General features: G+C 45.5%; 13 protein-coding genes and 1 pseudogene. 1 reads left to right on the top strand and 13 read right to left on the bottom strand.

Annotated features, from left to right (window positions below; genetic code table 11):
• Positions 1 to 75 precede the first annotated feature (75 nt).
• Positions 76 to 177, top strand: a pseudogene (locus N4310_RS03555) (tautomerase family protein); the annotation flags it as partial.
• 53 nt (positions 178 to 230) lie between these two features.
• Here the strand turns inward: N4310_RS03555 and N4310_RS03550 are convergent.
• From N4310_RS03550 to N4310_RS03490, 13 genes are all read right to left on the bottom strand, one after another.
• Positions 231 to 1,565 carry an MATE family efflux transporter gene (locus N4310_RS03550; protein WP_262092103.1) on the bottom strand — a complete coding sequence of 445 codons (1,335 nt, stop codon included), beginning with the start codon at positions 1,563 to 1,565 and terminating at the stop codon, positions 231 to 233.
• Between the two features lie 155 nt (positions 1,566 to 1,720).
• Complete coding sequence (gene guaC, locus N4310_RS03545; protein WP_179924303.1) at positions 1,721 to 2,704, bottom strand: GMP reductase; 984 nt, start codon at positions 2,702 to 2,704, stop codon at positions 1,721 to 1,723.
• A 199-nt stretch (positions 2,705 to 2,903) separates the two neighbouring features.
• Positions 2,904 to 4,274 carry a H2O-forming NADH oxidase gene (nox, locus tag N4310_RS03540; protein ID WP_179925516.1) on the bottom strand — a complete coding sequence of 457 codons (1,371 nt, stop codon included), beginning with the start codon at positions 4,272 to 4,274 and terminating at the stop codon, positions 2,904 to 2,906.
• Positions 4,275 to 4,382: 108 nt separating this feature from the next.
• Entirely contained in the window at positions 4,383 to 7,478 is a 3,096-nt protein-coding gene (locus tag N4310_RS03535) for an SbcC/MukB-like Walker B domain-containing protein (protein WP_262092102.1), read from the bottom strand.
• Positions 7,475 to 8,635, bottom strand: a complete 1,161-nt coding sequence (locus N4310_RS03530) for an exonuclease SbcCD subunit D (protein ID WP_262092101.1) — start codon at positions 8,633 to 8,635, stop codon at positions 7,475 to 7,477. The genes N4310_RS03535 and N4310_RS03530 overlap by 4 nt, the downstream gene beginning before the upstream one ends.
• A gap of 80 nt (positions 8,636 to 8,715) precedes the next feature.
• On the bottom strand, positions 8,716 to 10,050 hold the full coding sequence (brnQ, locus tag N4310_RS03525) for a branched-chain amino acid transport system II carrier protein (RefSeq protein WP_262092100.1): 1,335 nt from the start codon (positions 10,048 to 10,050) through the stop codon (positions 8,716 to 8,718).
• Between the two features lie 82 nt (positions 10,051 to 10,132).
• Positions 10,133 to 11,029 (bottom strand): alpha/beta hydrolase, encoded by an 897-nt coding sequence (locus N4310_RS03520; protein WP_262092099.1) that lies wholly within the window; start codon positions 11,027 to 11,029, stop codon positions 10,133 to 10,135.
• Between the two features lie 19 nt (positions 11,030 to 11,048).
• Positions 11,049 to 11,858, bottom strand: coding sequence for a ZIP family metal transporter (locus N4310_RS03515; protein ID WP_262092098.1), 810 nt, complete (start codon positions 11,856 to 11,858; stop codon positions 11,049 to 11,051).
• Between the two features lie 10 nt (positions 11,859 to 11,868).
• Entirely contained in the window at positions 11,869 to 12,663 is a 795-nt protein-coding gene (locus tag N4310_RS03510; RefSeq protein WP_179923616.1) for a Nif3-like dinuclear metal center hexameric protein, read from the bottom strand.
• The gene (locus N4310_RS03505; protein WP_262092097.1) at positions 12,653 to 13,330 is read right to left on the bottom strand and encodes a tRNA (adenine(22)-N(1))-methyltransferase; all 678 of its coding nucleotides are present in this window, start codon (positions 13,328 to 13,330) and stop codon (positions 12,653 to 12,655) included. The genes N4310_RS03510 and N4310_RS03505 overlap by 11 nt, the downstream gene beginning before the upstream one ends.
• On the bottom strand, positions 13,331 to 13,972 hold the full coding sequence (gene nth, locus N4310_RS03500; RefSeq protein ID WP_262092096.1) for an endonuclease III: 642 nt from the start codon (positions 13,970 to 13,972) through the stop codon (positions 13,331 to 13,333).
• A complete protein-coding gene (locus N4310_RS03495) occupies positions 13,969 to 14,649 on the bottom strand; it encodes a DnaD domain-containing protein (protein ID WP_160331903.1) in 681 nt (226 codons plus the stop codon). Before N4310_RS03495 ends, nth begins: the two co-directional genes overlap by 4 nt.
• A 98-nt stretch (positions 14,650 to 14,747) precedes the next feature.
• On the bottom strand, positions 14,748 to 15,260 hold the full coding sequence (locus N4310_RS03490) for an adenine phosphoribosyltransferase (protein WP_160331904.1): 513 nt from the start codon (positions 15,258 to 15,260) through the stop codon (positions 14,748 to 14,750).
• Positions 15,261 to 15,410 lie beyond the last annotated feature (150 nt).

Here is a 15,410-nt window from a genome sequence, read left to right as displayed (position 1 = left end):
CTTTTGCTGGAAATTAGAGGACAAGAGTCCCTTCTTTTTTTATATGACGGAATACTTCTGGTTTTTAGAGGTGCCCTTATGAAACATACAGGAGCTATCAAGGAAGCCATCCATGTCTTTATTCAAGACCTACCTGAGGGAACCTATTATCCCCAAGGGCAAATGAAAACCAAATAAGAAACACTTAAAAACGACAGTCGCACAACTATCGTTTTTAAGTATCCTTAGGGCTAGCGTTTTTGAACTGAGGCCATCCGCCAAGGTAAGAGGAAGGCACAGGCCCATAATCCGATATTTAAGCCAATCCAGTAAGCATCCGGCCCCAACTGAAATCCACTATCCAAGAGATACCCCAAAGGAAGGGCAATCCCCCAATAACTAATGAGCCCGATGACAAAGGGATAACTTGTATCCTTATAGCCTCGTAAAATACCTTGAACAGGGGATACCAAGGCATCCGCAAATTGGAAAAAGAGGGCATAGACCAAAAAATTACTGCTTAAGCGGATAAATTCTGGATCCTTGCCATAAAGAGCTGCCACTTGATCACGGAAAACATAGAGGAAAGTCAGGGTTACTCCCGCAAAGAGAATCGCAATCAGCCGTCCAATCCGACTGTAGGCCAGCACATCGGACTGCCGCTTCCCTCCTCTTTCATAAGAAATAATAATGGCCATAGTCATGGAAATACTAAGCGGAAAAGCATACATCAAACTCGAAAAATTCATGGCCGCCTGGTGACTAGCAATCACCTCGGAAGAAAAACGAGCCATAAAGAAACCAACTGTTGCAAATATGGCAGATTCAACAAAAACAGCTCCCCCAATCGGCAAACCCAACAACCAGCCTTCTTTGAAAGCCGGCAAGTAAAGCCCTTGGGGTTGCAAAACACCATAGGATTTGATTTGCGGATGCCAGAGCATGACCCCCACAACTACCACTAATAAGGCCCAATAGGCAAGAGACGTTCCTAAGCCCGCCCCTGCTCCTCCCAATTCCGGAAGCGGACCGATTCCATAGATTAACAAATAGTTAAAAAAGGCATTAAAGGGCAAAAGCAGCAACATGAGGTACATGGACAATTTGGTTAATCCCAAGGCATCAAAAAACGACCGGAAAACACTAAACAACAGCAAGGGTAAAATCCCCAGCAGCATGAAGTGGAGATAATCTTTGCCTACCTTCAATACCTCTGCTTGCAAGCCTAAATTTTCCAATAAAAGCGGTGCAGCAAAACCAATGATGATAAAGAAAAGGATCGCTAAGATCAAAGACAGATAAATAAATTGCCAGACATCCCTTACAACCTTATCTTTCTGCCCCTGCCCCAAATGATGACCAATAATCGGCACCAAGGCCGAGATAATTCCCGTTACTAGTGTAAAGAGCGGATGCCAAATACTAGTAGCCATGGCCACCCCCGCTAAATCTAAGGTCCCATACTGGCCTGTCATTATGGTATCGACAAAAGAAGCCGAAAAATTAGCCATCTGATAGATTAAAATCGGTAAAAAGATTTGAAAAAAGACTTGCACTTTTTCTATATTCGAATCGGTTGGACGCAAAACGCCACCTCCATTTCAATAGGCTTACACGGATCACCAAAATCCGAACTCTCGCAGGATTTAACGTTCAATGAGTATAGGTATACCAAAAGAGAGCTGTTGAGAATAGCTGGTTCAAAGGAAAACCAAGTCCAGTCGGACTTGGTTTTCCTTTCTTACAAACTGTCACCATTCCAAATGGAATTTTTAACAATCACATAATCAACCTTACGAAGGCTTTCAAGATCACGACCACCTGCGTAGGAAATCGAACTTTGAAGGTCTTCCTGCATTTCTTTTAGGGTTGCAAAGATGGATCCTTTAGCCGGAAGAAGAATTTTCTTCCCTTCAACATTTTTGTAGTCGCCTTTTTGGAACTGGGAAGCAGAGCCATAATATTCCTTAAAGACTTGGCCATCTTCTTCGATTAACTGACCTGGACTTTCAGTATGGCCAGCAAAGAGGGAACCGATCATCACCATGCTCGCACCAAAACGAATCGATTTGGCAACATCCCCATGGGTCCGAATTCCACCATCTGCGATAATTGGTTTTCGAGCTGCTTTGGCACACCAGCGGAGAGCAGCTAACTGCCAGCCTCCTGTTCCAAAACCGGTTTTTACCTTGGTAATGCAGACCTTACCTGGTCCGATCCCAACCTTGGTTGCATCTGCTCCTGCGTTTTCCAATTCACGAACAGCTTCTGGTGTTCCAACATTTCCTGCGATAACAAAGGTTTCAGGTAATTCTTTTTTGATGTGTTGAATCATCTTAATGACACTGTCGGCATGACCGTGAGCAATGTCGATGGTGATGTAGTCTGGGACATTGTCCTTGAGTTGGCTGACAAAATCATACTCATAGTCTTTTACCCCCACAGAAATCGAGGAGATCAGACCCTGCTCCTTCATTTTTTGAATAAAGGGAATACGGGCTGCTTCATCAAAACGATGCATGATGTAGAAGTAACCTTCACGCGCCAACTTCTCCGCCAACTCCTCATCGACAATGGTCTGCATATTGGCTGGAACTACGGGTAGCTTAAAGCTATGCTTGCCAAAAGTGACCTGAGTATCTGCCTGCGAGCGGCTAGAGATAATACACTTGTTTGGAATTAATTGAATATCTTCGTAATCAAAAATGGGAAATTCATTCAACATGACTGCACCTCAAAAAATATTTGCCAATCAAGGCTAGACATGGACAAGACCTAAAAACCGACCTTTCCAGAAATAGCATACAGAATTGTCCGAAAATTGTCAACAGAAAGTCATTGACAAGATAAGAAAGTTCGTTTTTTGAAAGTTGCAGAGCAAAATGAAAAGACCTGGAAGATTTTTCCAAGTCTTTTCCAAAGGCTTATTTCTCAGCTAAGAGAGCAGCCATTGTAATGTAGTTGTACGGTTTGTTGAAGTGTGGCAAGAAGAAGATATCGGTCAGAGCCAATTTATCAATGGTTACGTGTTCTTGAATCGCCAAGGAGAACATATGGATTCCCATTGACATATCTTCTTTAGAGGCCATTTGGGCTCCAAGAATCACACGCGATTCACGATCGTAAACAATCTTAAGGACAACTTCGTGATTGTCATGTTTGATAAATTCAGGTTTTTGAAGGTCGCTAAAGCCTGTTTCAACAGCATCAAAACCAGCAGCTTTTGCTTTTTCCAAAGTCAAACCAGTTGAAACCATCTTCAAGTCATAGATAGAGATACCGTTTGAACCTTGCACACCAATTCCTTCTAGTTCATGGCCAGTTGCATTGAAGGCACCAACGATACCGGAACGAACAGCATTGGATGCAAGAGCGATGTAGCTTGGTTTACCAAGAGAGTTATCAAAGATGGTTGCACAGTCTCCAACTGCGTAAACACCTGGAATGCTGGTTTCTTGTTTCTTATCAACAAGGAAGGCACCATTCTTATAGAGCTCGATTTTACCAGCACCAAGTTCTGTATTTGGACGGAAACCAACAGCCAAGATTACCATATCGACATCGAAGGTTTCTTTGTCTGTAACAATGCGCTCAACCTTACCGTCGCCTTCAACAGCCTGAACAGTTTGACCATAAGCCAAACGGATTCCATGATCTTCCAAGTTCTTGTTCATCATGTCAGAAAGCTCGCGGTCATAGTAACCATTGAGGGAGGTTTCAGCAATATCAATTAGAACTACTTCCTTACCAACACGTTCGAAGGCTTCCGCTAATTCCACACCAATATAACCAGCACCAACAACAGCAACCCGTTTGATGTCTTTATTTTCTAGACGTTCAATCACTTCTGCAGAGTTTTGGTAAAGTTTGACAAATTGAAGGTTTTCAAGAGTTGCTTTAAATTCACGGCTACCTTCGACCAATTCAACTCCTTTAATTGGTGGGATGATTGGTTGCGAACCAGTTGCGAAGATCAATTTTTCGTAAGATTCTACATGCTCTTTGCCATCAACCAGAGCGGTCACTTCTTTTTTGTCATAGTCGACAGACAGAACTGGAGATTCCATGTAGATGCGAGCACCCTTAGATTCCAAGGTTTCTTTATTGGAATAGAAGAGACCTTCTGGACCATCAATTTGTTTTCCGATCCAAAGCGCCATTCCACATCCGAGGAAGGAAATATTGGAGTTTTGGTCGAAAACAACAACTTCGTTTTCGTCACCGAAGTTGTCTAGCATTGTATTAATACAGGCTGTACCAGCGTGGTTAGCACCAATGACAACAATTTTACTCATAGTTCGAGTCCTACCTTTAATTTATTTCAAGTTCAGTATACCACAATCTGGCAGCGTTTCCAAACGTTATCCTAGAGGATTGAAAAAAATTATGAAAAATTTCAGAGATTAGAGCGAGACCTGCTTTAAAGAGCTCCGACCAGAGCCCTGCTTTTCCACCAAGATCTGTTTGGAGATCCCTTGTTTCATCACCTCCACATGGGAAATCAAACCGATCATTCGACCACTACGGCCCAGGCTCTCCAAAACATCGAGTGCCACCAACAGGGTTTCCTGATCCAGACTTCCGAACCCTTCATCAATAAAGAGAGCTTCTAGTTCGATGCCTCCCTTACTTTCCTGAATGACATCAGAGGTTGCCAGAGCCAAGGCCATACTAGCCAAAAAACTTTCTCCTCCAGAGAGTGTGGAGACCGGTCGTAATTGCCCCACTTCCTTGTCCAAAACGTCCAGTTCTAAGCCGGAAAGACTACGACCGGATGTTTTTTGAGCATTCAATACAAATTGATAGCGCCCTTGTGAGAAATCTTGGTAATAGCGCTCGTTGGCCACTTCGACAATTTGATTGAAAAAATGCTGCAAAACATAACCTTTAATATCTAACCGACTCTCAGTCTGACCGGCTAGAACCTGTACCAATTGATCCAACTGTTCATACAGCAACTGGCTTTCAAGTTGATTTTCAGTTAGGGCTGTCAACTGTTGCTCAACCGTTAGGGCATGGTCAATCCGGCTCACGATGAGAATCAGAGCCTCCTGCTCCAAGCTTAAATCCGACTGCAATTGAGCTAAGCGAGCTTCCTGCTCCTGCGGATTGTCCAATGAAAGACTTGGTGGTTCCTGGCTTTGGAGCCGATTAAGTTCATGCTGGATTTCCTGGAGGCGACCTTCAAATTGAGTAATTTTTTGCCGCAATTGTCCACGCAAAGGGACTTCTTGGAGGATGTCTAGAAAGGCCGCCAGTTCCACTTGTGGCAAGAAATCTTCTTGCAGCTTAAGCAAGGCTGATCGATTCTTGGCCTGTGCTTCTTGATGAGACTGGAGCGTTTCTGCATACTGTTCTTGTCTGGTTTCAAAAGCCTGTCTATGAGCCGTTAGCTGCAGTTCTAGCTGCGCTAGCCTTGCTTTGGCAGTTTGATACTGCTTCAACCGCTCCTGCTCGTTTTTTAAAGCGACTTCAACTTCTTGGATTGTTTGAGTGCCAATCTGCATTTCCAATTTTTCTAGAGCTCGGGAGTTCTCTTGGATTTGTTGGCCTGTGTGGTCCATTCGCAAGCTGATTTCCTGAAGGTTGAGCAATCGCTGATTTTGGCGGAGCAAGGCTGTTTCTTTTTCCTGCCGCAGATTTTCTACCTGCTTAAGCTGACTTTCCAAGCTGGTTTGGTAGGCTTGAAGAGCCTGCGCAAGACCTGTGAGATTAATCTGATCCGTCTCTAAATCAGTAGCAAAGTCGCTCAAGGCTGTTTGATAAACTGCCTGCAGCTCTTCTAACCGGCTCAAGACCTGGGCAGATTGCTGCTCCAGTTTTGTTTGGCTCTCCCCTAAATGGGCTAGCTGAGCTTTCTGCCCATAATAAGCCAGTTCTGCCTGCACAAAGTCGGCTTCCATCCCTGCAGCTGACGTCTGAGGTAGCTCGGTCACCTGATTGTGACACACCAGGCAGGGCTCATTCAAATGGGTTTGACCGCGAACCAAGTCTACAGCGTAGGCCAAGCGTTGGTGCTGAAAGGCGTGGTGGTCGCTAGACTGGGGCAGGTTCTCCAATTGGAGCTGGACTTCCTCGAGCTGGGACTGGAGCTGAGCCAGTTCGGCTTCTTGTGCCTTGATCCTCTGATCCTGCTGAAGGAGTTGATGGTGGCGCTGCTGATAGTCCACCAATTGATTCCAGCTCACCGGTTTCTGGCTAAGCGACTGTAGACCGGTTTCTAATTGTGCTACCGCTTCCTGACTGGCCTCTAGTTCCTGTTGCAAGGCCAGTTGCTGGTCTTGCAACTGCCCCAGCTCATCCTGTTTGCTGGCCAGGAGCTGGCTTAATTGCTGCCGGTCCAGCAATTTTTGGTAAGCACCTTCCAGCTCTGCAATCTGCCTTCGGAGTTCCTCTTCATCTTCCTGACCCAGATCTGCTTGCTCCGTCACATAAGTTTGGTTTAAGGCCTCCAGTTCCTGCTGGTCTTGCTCCAATTGCGTCGCTCGGCGGCTTAGGGCTGCTTCCTGCCGGTCTAATTGCTCCTGCCGGTCTAGAAGAATTTGTCCGCCTTCAAGATTATCCAATAAAGCTAGATGAGCCTTATCCACCTCATAAGTTGGATACGAAGTCTCGACTTGTTTCAGCTCTGCTTGGGCGAGGCTTAGGGCTTGCTCCCAGTCCTGCCGTTGCTTCCAAGCCGCCAATTTCTCAGCGAGCTCCTGAACCTGCGCTTCCAAGTTCAAGACCTTCCTTTCACCCTGCTTTTTTTCCTGTTCAAAGGTTTGAAGGGCCTCTGTCATAGCCTCCTGGATTTGCGCTGATCCCAAAAGAGCTAGATCTTCTCCCACCACACTGCGGGCCAACAAGATCATTTCCAAGTCTCTGGCCTCCATCTGTTGGCGGTCTTGCTTACGTTTTCCTTTTAATTGTTCAATTAAAAATTGATAGGAATCCACATCAAAAAGCGTTTGGAGGATTTCCTCCTTCTCCTTGGAATTAGCCAACAAAAAGCGCTTGAAATTGTGTTGAGGCAAGAGCAGGATCCGTTGAAACTGATCCTTATTCAGATGAAGCAGGTCTTCGATGGCCTGGGTCACTTCCCCGATCTTGGTATAGCTGGGGCCAACCAGCTGGCCGTCCACGATTTCCGAAAAGAGATGCTGGTCGCGAAAGAGACTGTTAAAGGACCGTTCGGGATCCCAAGCCACTCGCTTAGGGGTCCAGGACCTCTCTACACGGTAGGTCTTGCCCCGATGGCTAAAATCCAGGATAACACTGGACGGCTCCTTAGCACTAAAAGAAGCAAACTCACTCCGCAAGTCAATAAAACGCTTATCACCAATCTTAAACTGGGCATTGTTGTAATAAAGCGCTGTCACCAGTAAGTCAAAGATTGTTGTTTTACCCGATCCCGTATCTCCTGAAATTAAAAACAGGCTATCGGCATAATCGCGAAAATCGACATCAAGTTGCGCGTGGGGGCCGATATTTTTAGCTTGTAAGCGAATGGGTTTCATGCTTCCTCCCTACTCTGTAATAGACTGTCCTCCAACCAGTTCCGTTGTTGGACTGTCAGCTCCTGGCCGGTTTGTTCCTGAAAAAATTGCTGAATCAGCTCCAGCGGAGACTCCAACCGTTCCTGGGTCAAGACTCGCCTGTTGTGAGGTCTACTAGCCTCTTCGATCCGGATATCGAGAATATCCGAATAATAAGTCATCAAGGTATCCCTTAAATTTCGCACTCCTTGAGGTTTGGCTGTTAGGCGAATGCTGTAATAGGCTGGACCCTCTGCCTGGATTTTAGCCACAAAATCTTGCTGTGTGATGTCTGCATAGCTGCCACTAATGAGACGAATATCTTTGGAAATGGGAAGGGGCTGAAAGTTGATTTCCAGATCATTCTCATCCCAGTCTAAAAGAAGGACTCCCTTCTCCTGCCAATGCTCATCGACCGCAAATTTCAAAAGAGAACCGGAATAGCGAATCTGCTCGCTAGGACTGGACAAGTGCGAATGGAGATGGCCCAAGGCCACATAGGAAAAACTGGCAAAAAGACTGGCTGGTAAATGGTTAAGCCCCCCGATCTCTGACTTGCCTTCACTGATCAGCTGGTAGTTTTCATTGCCCTGGCCCGCTACATAGAAATGACTAATCAAGATGGGCTTTTTACCAGGTTTGATCAAGGCCTCCATGTCCTTAACCAGGCGTTCCATAGCCTGACTGATGGTCTCCATTTGGCCTTTATCCTCTTCGGTAATCCCATAAAAACGCCGGGCATCGCTGGGGTGAAAAAAGGGTAGCAGAAAAATTTGAAAGTCCCCAAAGTCAATCGGTTCCAAGGCTTGTTCAATTTGGGTCGCCAGATAAAGCTGGCCCTGCTTCATCCAGCGGGTTCCAAACTGGAGACGGTTGGCACCATCATGGTTGCCAGAAACAATAAACAGGGGAAGACCTAGCTCTACATTTAATTCGTAAAGCATCTGATCCAGGGCCTTGGTTGCCGAAACTGGTGGGGTGGAAACATCAAAAAGATCGCCTGCTAAAAAAAGCGCATCTACCTTTTCCTCTTTGGCTAGTTTTTTAAGGGCTTGGAAGGCTGACCACTGCTCCTCCAGGAGAGAGTAACCATGTAGTTTCCGCCCGATATGCCAATCCGCTGTATGTAAAAATTTCATTCCAATCCTCCCAACTAGGTTCTTCTAAGGATAACAAAAAAAGTCAAGGCAAACAAATGTCTACCTTGACGAATTTCAGATTATTCTGTTTCCATTTCGAAAGCATCCGCTTTTTGCTTATCTGGAAGCAGGAAGGCTAGAACCAGACCCACAAGTGCTGGAGTTGTCCAAGCCATAGAGGCTGCTGCAAATGGAAGGCTTTGAACCAAGCTGCTAAGAGCTGTGATTCCAAGACTGGATCCCAAAACTTCTGCTAGCGAAACCAAGGTTACCAAACCGATGGTTGCCTGCATACCACGTTTTGAAAGTGGGACAAATTTGTTTACAATCACAATCAAAACAAGGGCGATGGTGATTGGATAAAGAATCATCAAGACCGGTACTGAGAAGGTGATGATGGTGTTCAAACCAAGGTTAGCAATTCCAAAACCGATGAGGGTAAAGGCTGTTGCGTAAGCCTTGTAGGAGAATTGTGGAAAACGAGAGTTGAAGAACTCACTCGTCGCCACAATCAAACCAACAGTTGTTGTGAAGCAGGTCATCGTAATCATGAAGGCTAGGAAGAGTTGTCCGACTGAACCAAAGACCTGTTGGGTTGCATTGGTAAGGACATACACACCTTTGTTAACGTCAGGATTAGCGATCACATCTGCTGGTACTGGGAAGGAATTTCCCAACTTAGCAAGTCCGACATACAAGGCACTGAAGGCCAAGGCTACTACCAAACCAACAATCCAGATGGTTGTGATGTATTCTTTTTTATTGGCAAAGCCCAATTGCTTCAAAGTTTGCACTGCAACCACACTAAAGGCTACCGAAGCCAAGGCATCCAAGGTGTTGTAACCTTCTAGGAAACCTGTTCCAAAAGCGGCTGTTGCATAACCATCAATGGCTGCCTGTGGAGCTTGACTGAAACTTGTAAGTCCTAGGATGATCAAAAGGACGATAGAAATGGCAAAAATTGGTGTCAGGATCCGACCAACGGAATCTAGAATTTTTGATGGATTCAGAGAGATTAAATAAGCAGCTCCAAAATACAAAACTGTGAAAATCAAAAGAGCCAAGCTTGTACTAAATCCATTCAAGAGTGGCTCAATCCCTACGCTGAAAGCTGTTGTAGCCGTCCGCGGAATTGCAAAGAATGGTCCAATCGCCAGATAGAGAGCTACCAGATAGACAGTCGCAAAGACTGGTGAAATTTTCTTGGAAATTTCATAAACATATCCTTTAGGGTTTAGAGTTCCAATAATCAACGTTAGAACCGCTAAACCAACTCCCGAGACAACAAAACCAAAGATTGCGGGCCAGAAATTTTGTCCAGACAGAACTCCAAGGGCTGGCGGGAAAATCAAGTTACCAGCACCAAAGAAGATACCGAACAAAAGTAGCCCCGTTAAGGCACCTTTTTTTACCATAAACTTCTCCTTTTCTAGATATGAGCACTATTATATATGACTTTCATCACTTTGACAAGAGTTTTCAGAAATTTTAATCAATTTATTTTCCATCTTGGTTTTCTTGGAGAAATTTGAGAATGGGATAACGAACGTTCGGGAAATAGTCCCCCAAAAAATCATGACCGGCTCCGTCAATAATCTGGACTTGACCATTTTGGAGATAGGGTCGGGCTTTTTCGCTATAGGAAAAAGGAACAATTTCATCCTGATTGCCATGGAGGATCAGGACTGGTCCTGGATACTTAGCGAGTTCACTGTAGATGTGGGTTGGCCAGACATCCAGGAGATAATTGGAACTAATTTCCATGTCAAAATGGTCAAAAATCTTGCTCTGCTCAGGAATTTGGTCTAGGGAATCATAGATTTGATGGGGAAGTTCACTAATCACAAAGGCTGGGTACATGAGCAGGAGGTTTTTCACCTTGGCCGGTTCTTGACTAGCGACCAGGCTGGCCACCAAACCACCTTGGCTAATCCCCAAAAGACTGGTCTGATTGGGTTCAATCTCGGTCCATTCCTGGCTCACCTTCAAGACGGATTCGAGGTCTTCGACTTGACTAGTGATGGTTAATTCTTTGGCATTACTGGTACTTTGACTCCTAGGGCCACCGTGAACAAAATCAAACAAATAAACGGCATAACCTCGGGAAGCTAGTAATTCGGCATAGCCCCGACCTTGCCGGTAGGAACCATTAAAACCGTGGGCAAAAATTATTAAGGGAACCTTGTTTTTGCTAGCAGGAATGTAGATTTGCCCTTTTAGTTTGCGGACGCCATCCTGAATGTCTCTGTCTTCAATCCGGTAATCGGTTTTGGGCAGGGTGATGGCAACAGCTTCCTGCTTTTTTTGATCAATCTCGGGAGCCTGAGTTGTCCCCGCCCAAACGAGGCTGAAGCCAATCACGATTAGGCTTAGGACTAAGCCAATTTTCTTCACACCCAACCTCCTTTCTTTTTTACCCTAAGGCAACGTCTAAAATCATCATCAAAACAAAGCCAATCATAAGCCCCAGGGTTGCTTGGTCGGTGTAGCCATTATTTTGGGAATCAGGGATTAGTTCCTCGACAACGACAAAAATCATGGCGCCGGCTGCAAAGGATAGGGCGTAAGGCAACAGGGAAGTCATGGCCAAAACGGCTAGGGCTCCTAACAAGGCTCCCAGCGGCTCAACCAAGGCTGAATTGGCTCCCCAAACAAAGGCAGACCAGCGAGACCGGCCCTCTGTTCGTAGGGGAACGGCCAGAGCTGCCCCTTCGGGAATGTTCTGCAAGCCAATTCCTAACGCCAAGCCCAAAGCAGAGATCAGAGCCGCACTATTGCCATCTTGAATAGCCCCAAAAGCCACTCCAACCGCCAAACCTTCTGGAATGTTATGAATGGTGATGGCTGAAAAAAGGAGGGCAGTTCGGGACAGGTGCTTTTTGGGTTGTAGGCCTTCGACTTCTGTCTGGGTCAAATGGATGTGGGGAATGATCATATCCACCAGCCGGAGAAAAAAACCACCCGCTAAAAAGCCAATCGCCACTGGTAACCAACTCAGTTTGCCATAGCTTGGTTCCGCAAATTCAAGAGCCGGTGACAAAAGAGACCAGAAGGAAGCTGCAATCATAACTCCCGCCGCAAAGCCCATGGTGGTGTCCAGAGCCTTACGATTAACCTCTTTGAAGAAAAAAACAACAGAAGCCCCTAAGGCCGTACAAAACCAGGTGAAGAGACCGGCTCCAAAGGCCAACCAAACGACAGATTGTTGTGTCAACCACTCCATAGACTACCTCCTAGAGATGGTAAAAGGGATTGGTTGACACACGGCTGCCCAAAATATCTAGCGCCCAGCCTTCTTCCTGCTTCCATTTCTCTAACAGCATGGTCAAACCTTGAATGAAAATCACCTCGATGTAGTGGCCTGGATCAATCGCACGTAACCCCTGTGATAGGAAGTCTTGGGCCGTATGGTAATAAATATCTCCAGTAATCAGGACGTCAGCTCCCTTGGCTAGAGCATCTGAAGCAAAGGATTGCCCACTACCTCCGCAAATGGCAATGCGTTTCACGGGTTCTGTTAGGTAACCTGGATATTCGACTAGGCGAACGCTATCTAAATGGAAGGTTTCCTTGACTTTCAGCGCCAACTCTTGGAAGTCCATGGGTTCAATCTCTCCAATCCGACCGATTCCCTGATTGGGACCTGTTTCATGAAGAGGCTGGGTGTTCTTGATTCCAAGCAGGTCACAGAACCAGTCATTGAGTCCCCCTTCGACCACATCAATATTGGTATGGGACACATAGACCGCAATATCCGCCTTGATCAAGTCCACATAAATACCATTCATGCCTTCATTATAGACCAGATTTTTGATTGGACGGAAAATCGGCGCGTGTTTGACAATCAACAAATCCACCTGATTGGCAATGGCCTCTTCGACCGTCTGTTCACGAATGTCCAAGGTCACCATTACCCGCTGGACTTCCTTGTCCAGGGACCCAATTTGTAGGCCCACCTGGTCCCCCTCGAGGGATAATTCCGGTGGACAAAAAGCTTCATAACGTTCGATTACATCTCTAACTTTCATCTAGTACCTCTCTAATCATAGCTAATTTCAAAGCCAACTCTTCTCTTTCCGCGACATGCTCTGGAGGGATTTTTGTCAGCAAGGCTGCCAATTTATCCGCCTCCTTGGCCCATTTTTTCCGAAAGACCACTGATTTTTCCTGTAACAGAAAGGGCCCGAAGGTTCGTTCTGACAAGCTTAAGCGCATCTGCCCCGGTTGGGCTACTACTATTTCATAGATTTTCCCAGCCTCCTCCAGGATAGCCTCAGCAGTCACCTGATAATCATGGGTCTCTAACCAAGCGCGTAATTCATGTTCGCGATTGTTTGGTTGAAGGATCAGGGTCTGAACGCCCTGAAGCCGGTCTGGATCAGCATCCAAAATGGAGGCAATCAGTCTCCCTCCCATACCGGCAATCACAACCTCATCAACGCTATCTTCAGGCGACAAGGCTTTTAAACCAGAAGCCAGACGTACCTGAATCTGCTGACTGAGACCTTCTTTTTGGACATTTTGACAAGCCGATTGGTAGGGACCTTCCACCACCTCACCGGCAATGGCAGCGGCAATGCGACCACTTTTCATCAAAGCAATCGGTAGATAGGCGTGGTCGCTACCAACATCTAACAGGGTAACTCCAGGGCTGACAAAACCAGCCACTGTCTCTAAACGTTTGGATAAGGACATTTATTTCTCCAGATTTTTATAATAAAAACAATGAGCCTGAACCGGGCAAGTCTCACATTTGGGTTTGCGGGCTGTACAGTGATAACGGCCGAAAAATATGAGCCGGTGATGGGTCGCAATCCAGTCTTTTTTAGGGATTTTAGCCATCAGGTCTTTTTCAATCTGCTCAACACTGGCATCCTGGGCTGAAATGTTCAAGCGTTTGGCAATCCGGCTTACATGGGTATCGACGGCAATGGCCGGAATTTGATAAATTTCCGCCAAAACCACATTGGCAGTTTTGCGCCCGACACCTGGCAAGGATTCCAATTCTTTATGGGTTTTGGGCACTTGACCCTCAAAACGCTCTAAAATTTCCTGGGCTGTTCGAATAATATTTTTAGCCTTGGATTTGTAAAGCCCAATGTGACGGATGGTCTCCTCCACTTCAGATAGAGGGGCATTGGCTAAATCTTCAATTTCTGGATACTTGGCCCAGAGTCCCGGGGTAATCTTGTTAACGGATTTATCGGTAGCTTGGGCTGATAAAATAACGGCTACCAATAATTGAAAAGGAGTCTCATAGGTCAGCTCACCGTGAGCATTCGGAAACATATCGGCAATAATGTCCAAAATGCGTTTTAACTTCACACGTCCAATCATTCTTCTATCCTCCATAAATTGACATTGTTTTTAAATTCATCACTGGCCTTGATTTGACGCGTCTTTTTCAATTCCCACTCATCCCGCCGACGCTGAATCTGCTCCTTGGTCTGGATTCCCTCTTGGACCCAGCTGCGAACAATGGCTTGCCAATAACGCCATCTGGTTTTCCCATTAAGAAGGGCTTCCCGAACAGCCTCTTGAATCAAGACCAGGGGAACCTCCTGTGTCAATTTCTGCAAGTCCTCGATTTCGATGGAGCTCAACATCCGGCCGTAGTTTTCCTCAAAAAATTTCAGCAACTCTTGAAATTCTTTTTGACCTACAGCTTCTGAATCCTCGTCTAGATTCCGCTCTGCCAATTGATCCAAACGCTGAAACAGGGGACTGGCATCAATATAAAAACCAACCTTCCCATCCTCTTTACTGGTATCCTGGTATTGGACGGAACCCGTGGAAATCAGATTGTTGAGAATCCGATTAATGGTTTCTGCACTCATCCCGGTCCGCTTGCTGAGGCGATCAATGGAAATACTGCTACTCTTGCTCGAGTTTTCCAAGTAGAGTAGTTGCCAAACCAAAAATTCTTCAGGTGATGAAAATAATTGGCTGATATTCTCAAATAAAAAAGCTGGTAAAACAATTTGTCCCATTTGATAGTGTTGATAAAATCCCATACTCCTCCTTTATCTACGCTTCTTGGATACTCTCTATTATACTCTATTTCTGCGAGGACGAAAAAATCTTCTTGAAGTTTCCTTCAAGAAGATTCTGATTAATAGTGCATGAGAACCTTGTAGTCGTAGTCACCGATGGCTTGACGACCATTGAGATCGTCCAATTCAATTAAAAAGGCACACCCTGCAACAATTCCACCTAAGCGTTCAATCATCTCGATGGTTGCCTTAACAGTTCCACCTGTTGCTAATAAATCATCAACAATCAGCACCCGTTGTCCTGGTTTGATAGAGTCTGCATGCATGGTTAGGGTATCTAAACCATACTCTTTTTCATAGTCAGCAGAAATCACTTCACGCGGTAATTTACCTGGCTTACGGACAGGAGCAAAACCAATTCCCAATTCATAGGCAACTGGACAACCCACAATAAATCCACGAGCCTCAGGACCTACAATCATATCAATCTTCTTATCTGTCGCGTATTGAACAATTTCACGTACTGCGTAAGAATAGGCATTCCCATCAGCCATCAAAGGACTGATATCCCGGAAGGTAACCCCTTCTTGCGGATAATTTTCAATCGTTGCAATATAATCTTTTAAGTTCATAATCGACTTTCTATCAAAATGTTTTACAATTTATTCTACCATAATTAGAACGGAATAGCTAGGAGGACCCCACAGAATCATTCCCGTTGTCTCTGATCCGATGTATACCAAGGGAATAGAAGAGTATAAAAAGAAAAATCGCCACGGTAA

It is taken from the genome of Streptococcus danieliae (genome assembly GCF_025447695.1).
In the GTDB taxonomy this organism is placed as follows: domain Bacteria; phylum Bacillota; class Bacilli; order Lactobacillales; family Streptococcaceae; genus Streptococcus; species Streptococcus danieliae.
Note: the sequence above shows the minus strand (reverse complement) of the source record. Positions and strands in the feature narration are given on the sequence as shown.

Excerpts from the sequence above, each read along its gene's own strand:
- N4310_RS03505 (WP_262092097.1), bottom strand. The coding sequence starts at position 13,330 with ATGTCCTTATCCAAACGTTTAGAGACAGTGGCTGGTTTTGTCAGCCCT.
- brnQ (WP_262092100.1), bottom strand. The coding sequence starts at position 10,050 with ATGGTAAAAAAAGGTGCCTTAACGGGGCTACTTTTGTTCGGTATCTTC.
- N4310_RS03530 (WP_262092101.1), bottom strand. The coding sequence starts at position 8,635 with ATGAAATTTTTACATACAGCGGATTGGCATATCGGGCGGAAACTACAT.
- nth (WP_262092096.1), bottom strand. The coding sequence starts at position 13,972 with ATGATTGGACGTGTGAAGTTAAAACGCATTTTGGACATTATTGCCGAT.
- N4310_RS03535 (WP_262092102.1), bottom strand. The coding sequence starts at position 7,478 with ATGAAACCCATTCGCTTACAAGCTAAAAATATCGGCCCCCACGCGCAA.
- N4310_RS03515 (WP_262092098.1), bottom strand. The coding sequence starts at position 11,858 with ATGGAGTGGTTGACACAACAATCTGTCGTTTGGTTGGCCTTTGGAGCC.
- guaC (WP_179924303.1), bottom strand. The coding sequence starts at position 2,704 with ATGTTGAATGAATTTCCCATTTTTGATTACGAAGATATTCAATTAATT.
- N4310_RS03490 (WP_160331904.1), bottom strand. The coding sequence starts at position 15,260 with ATGAACTTAAAAGATTATATTGCAACGATTGAAAATTATCCGCAAGAA.
- N4310_RS03510 (WP_179923616.1), bottom strand. The coding sequence starts at position 12,663 with ATGAAAGTTAGAGATGTAATCGAACGTTATGAAGCTTTTTGTCCACCG.
- N4310_RS03495 (WP_160331903.1), bottom strand. The coding sequence starts at position 14,649 with ATGGGATTTTATCAACACTATCAAATGGGACAAATTGTTTTACCAGCT.
- nox (WP_179925516.1), bottom strand. The coding sequence starts at position 4,274 with ATGAGTAAAATTGTTGTCATTGGTGCTAACCACGCTGGTACAGCCTGT.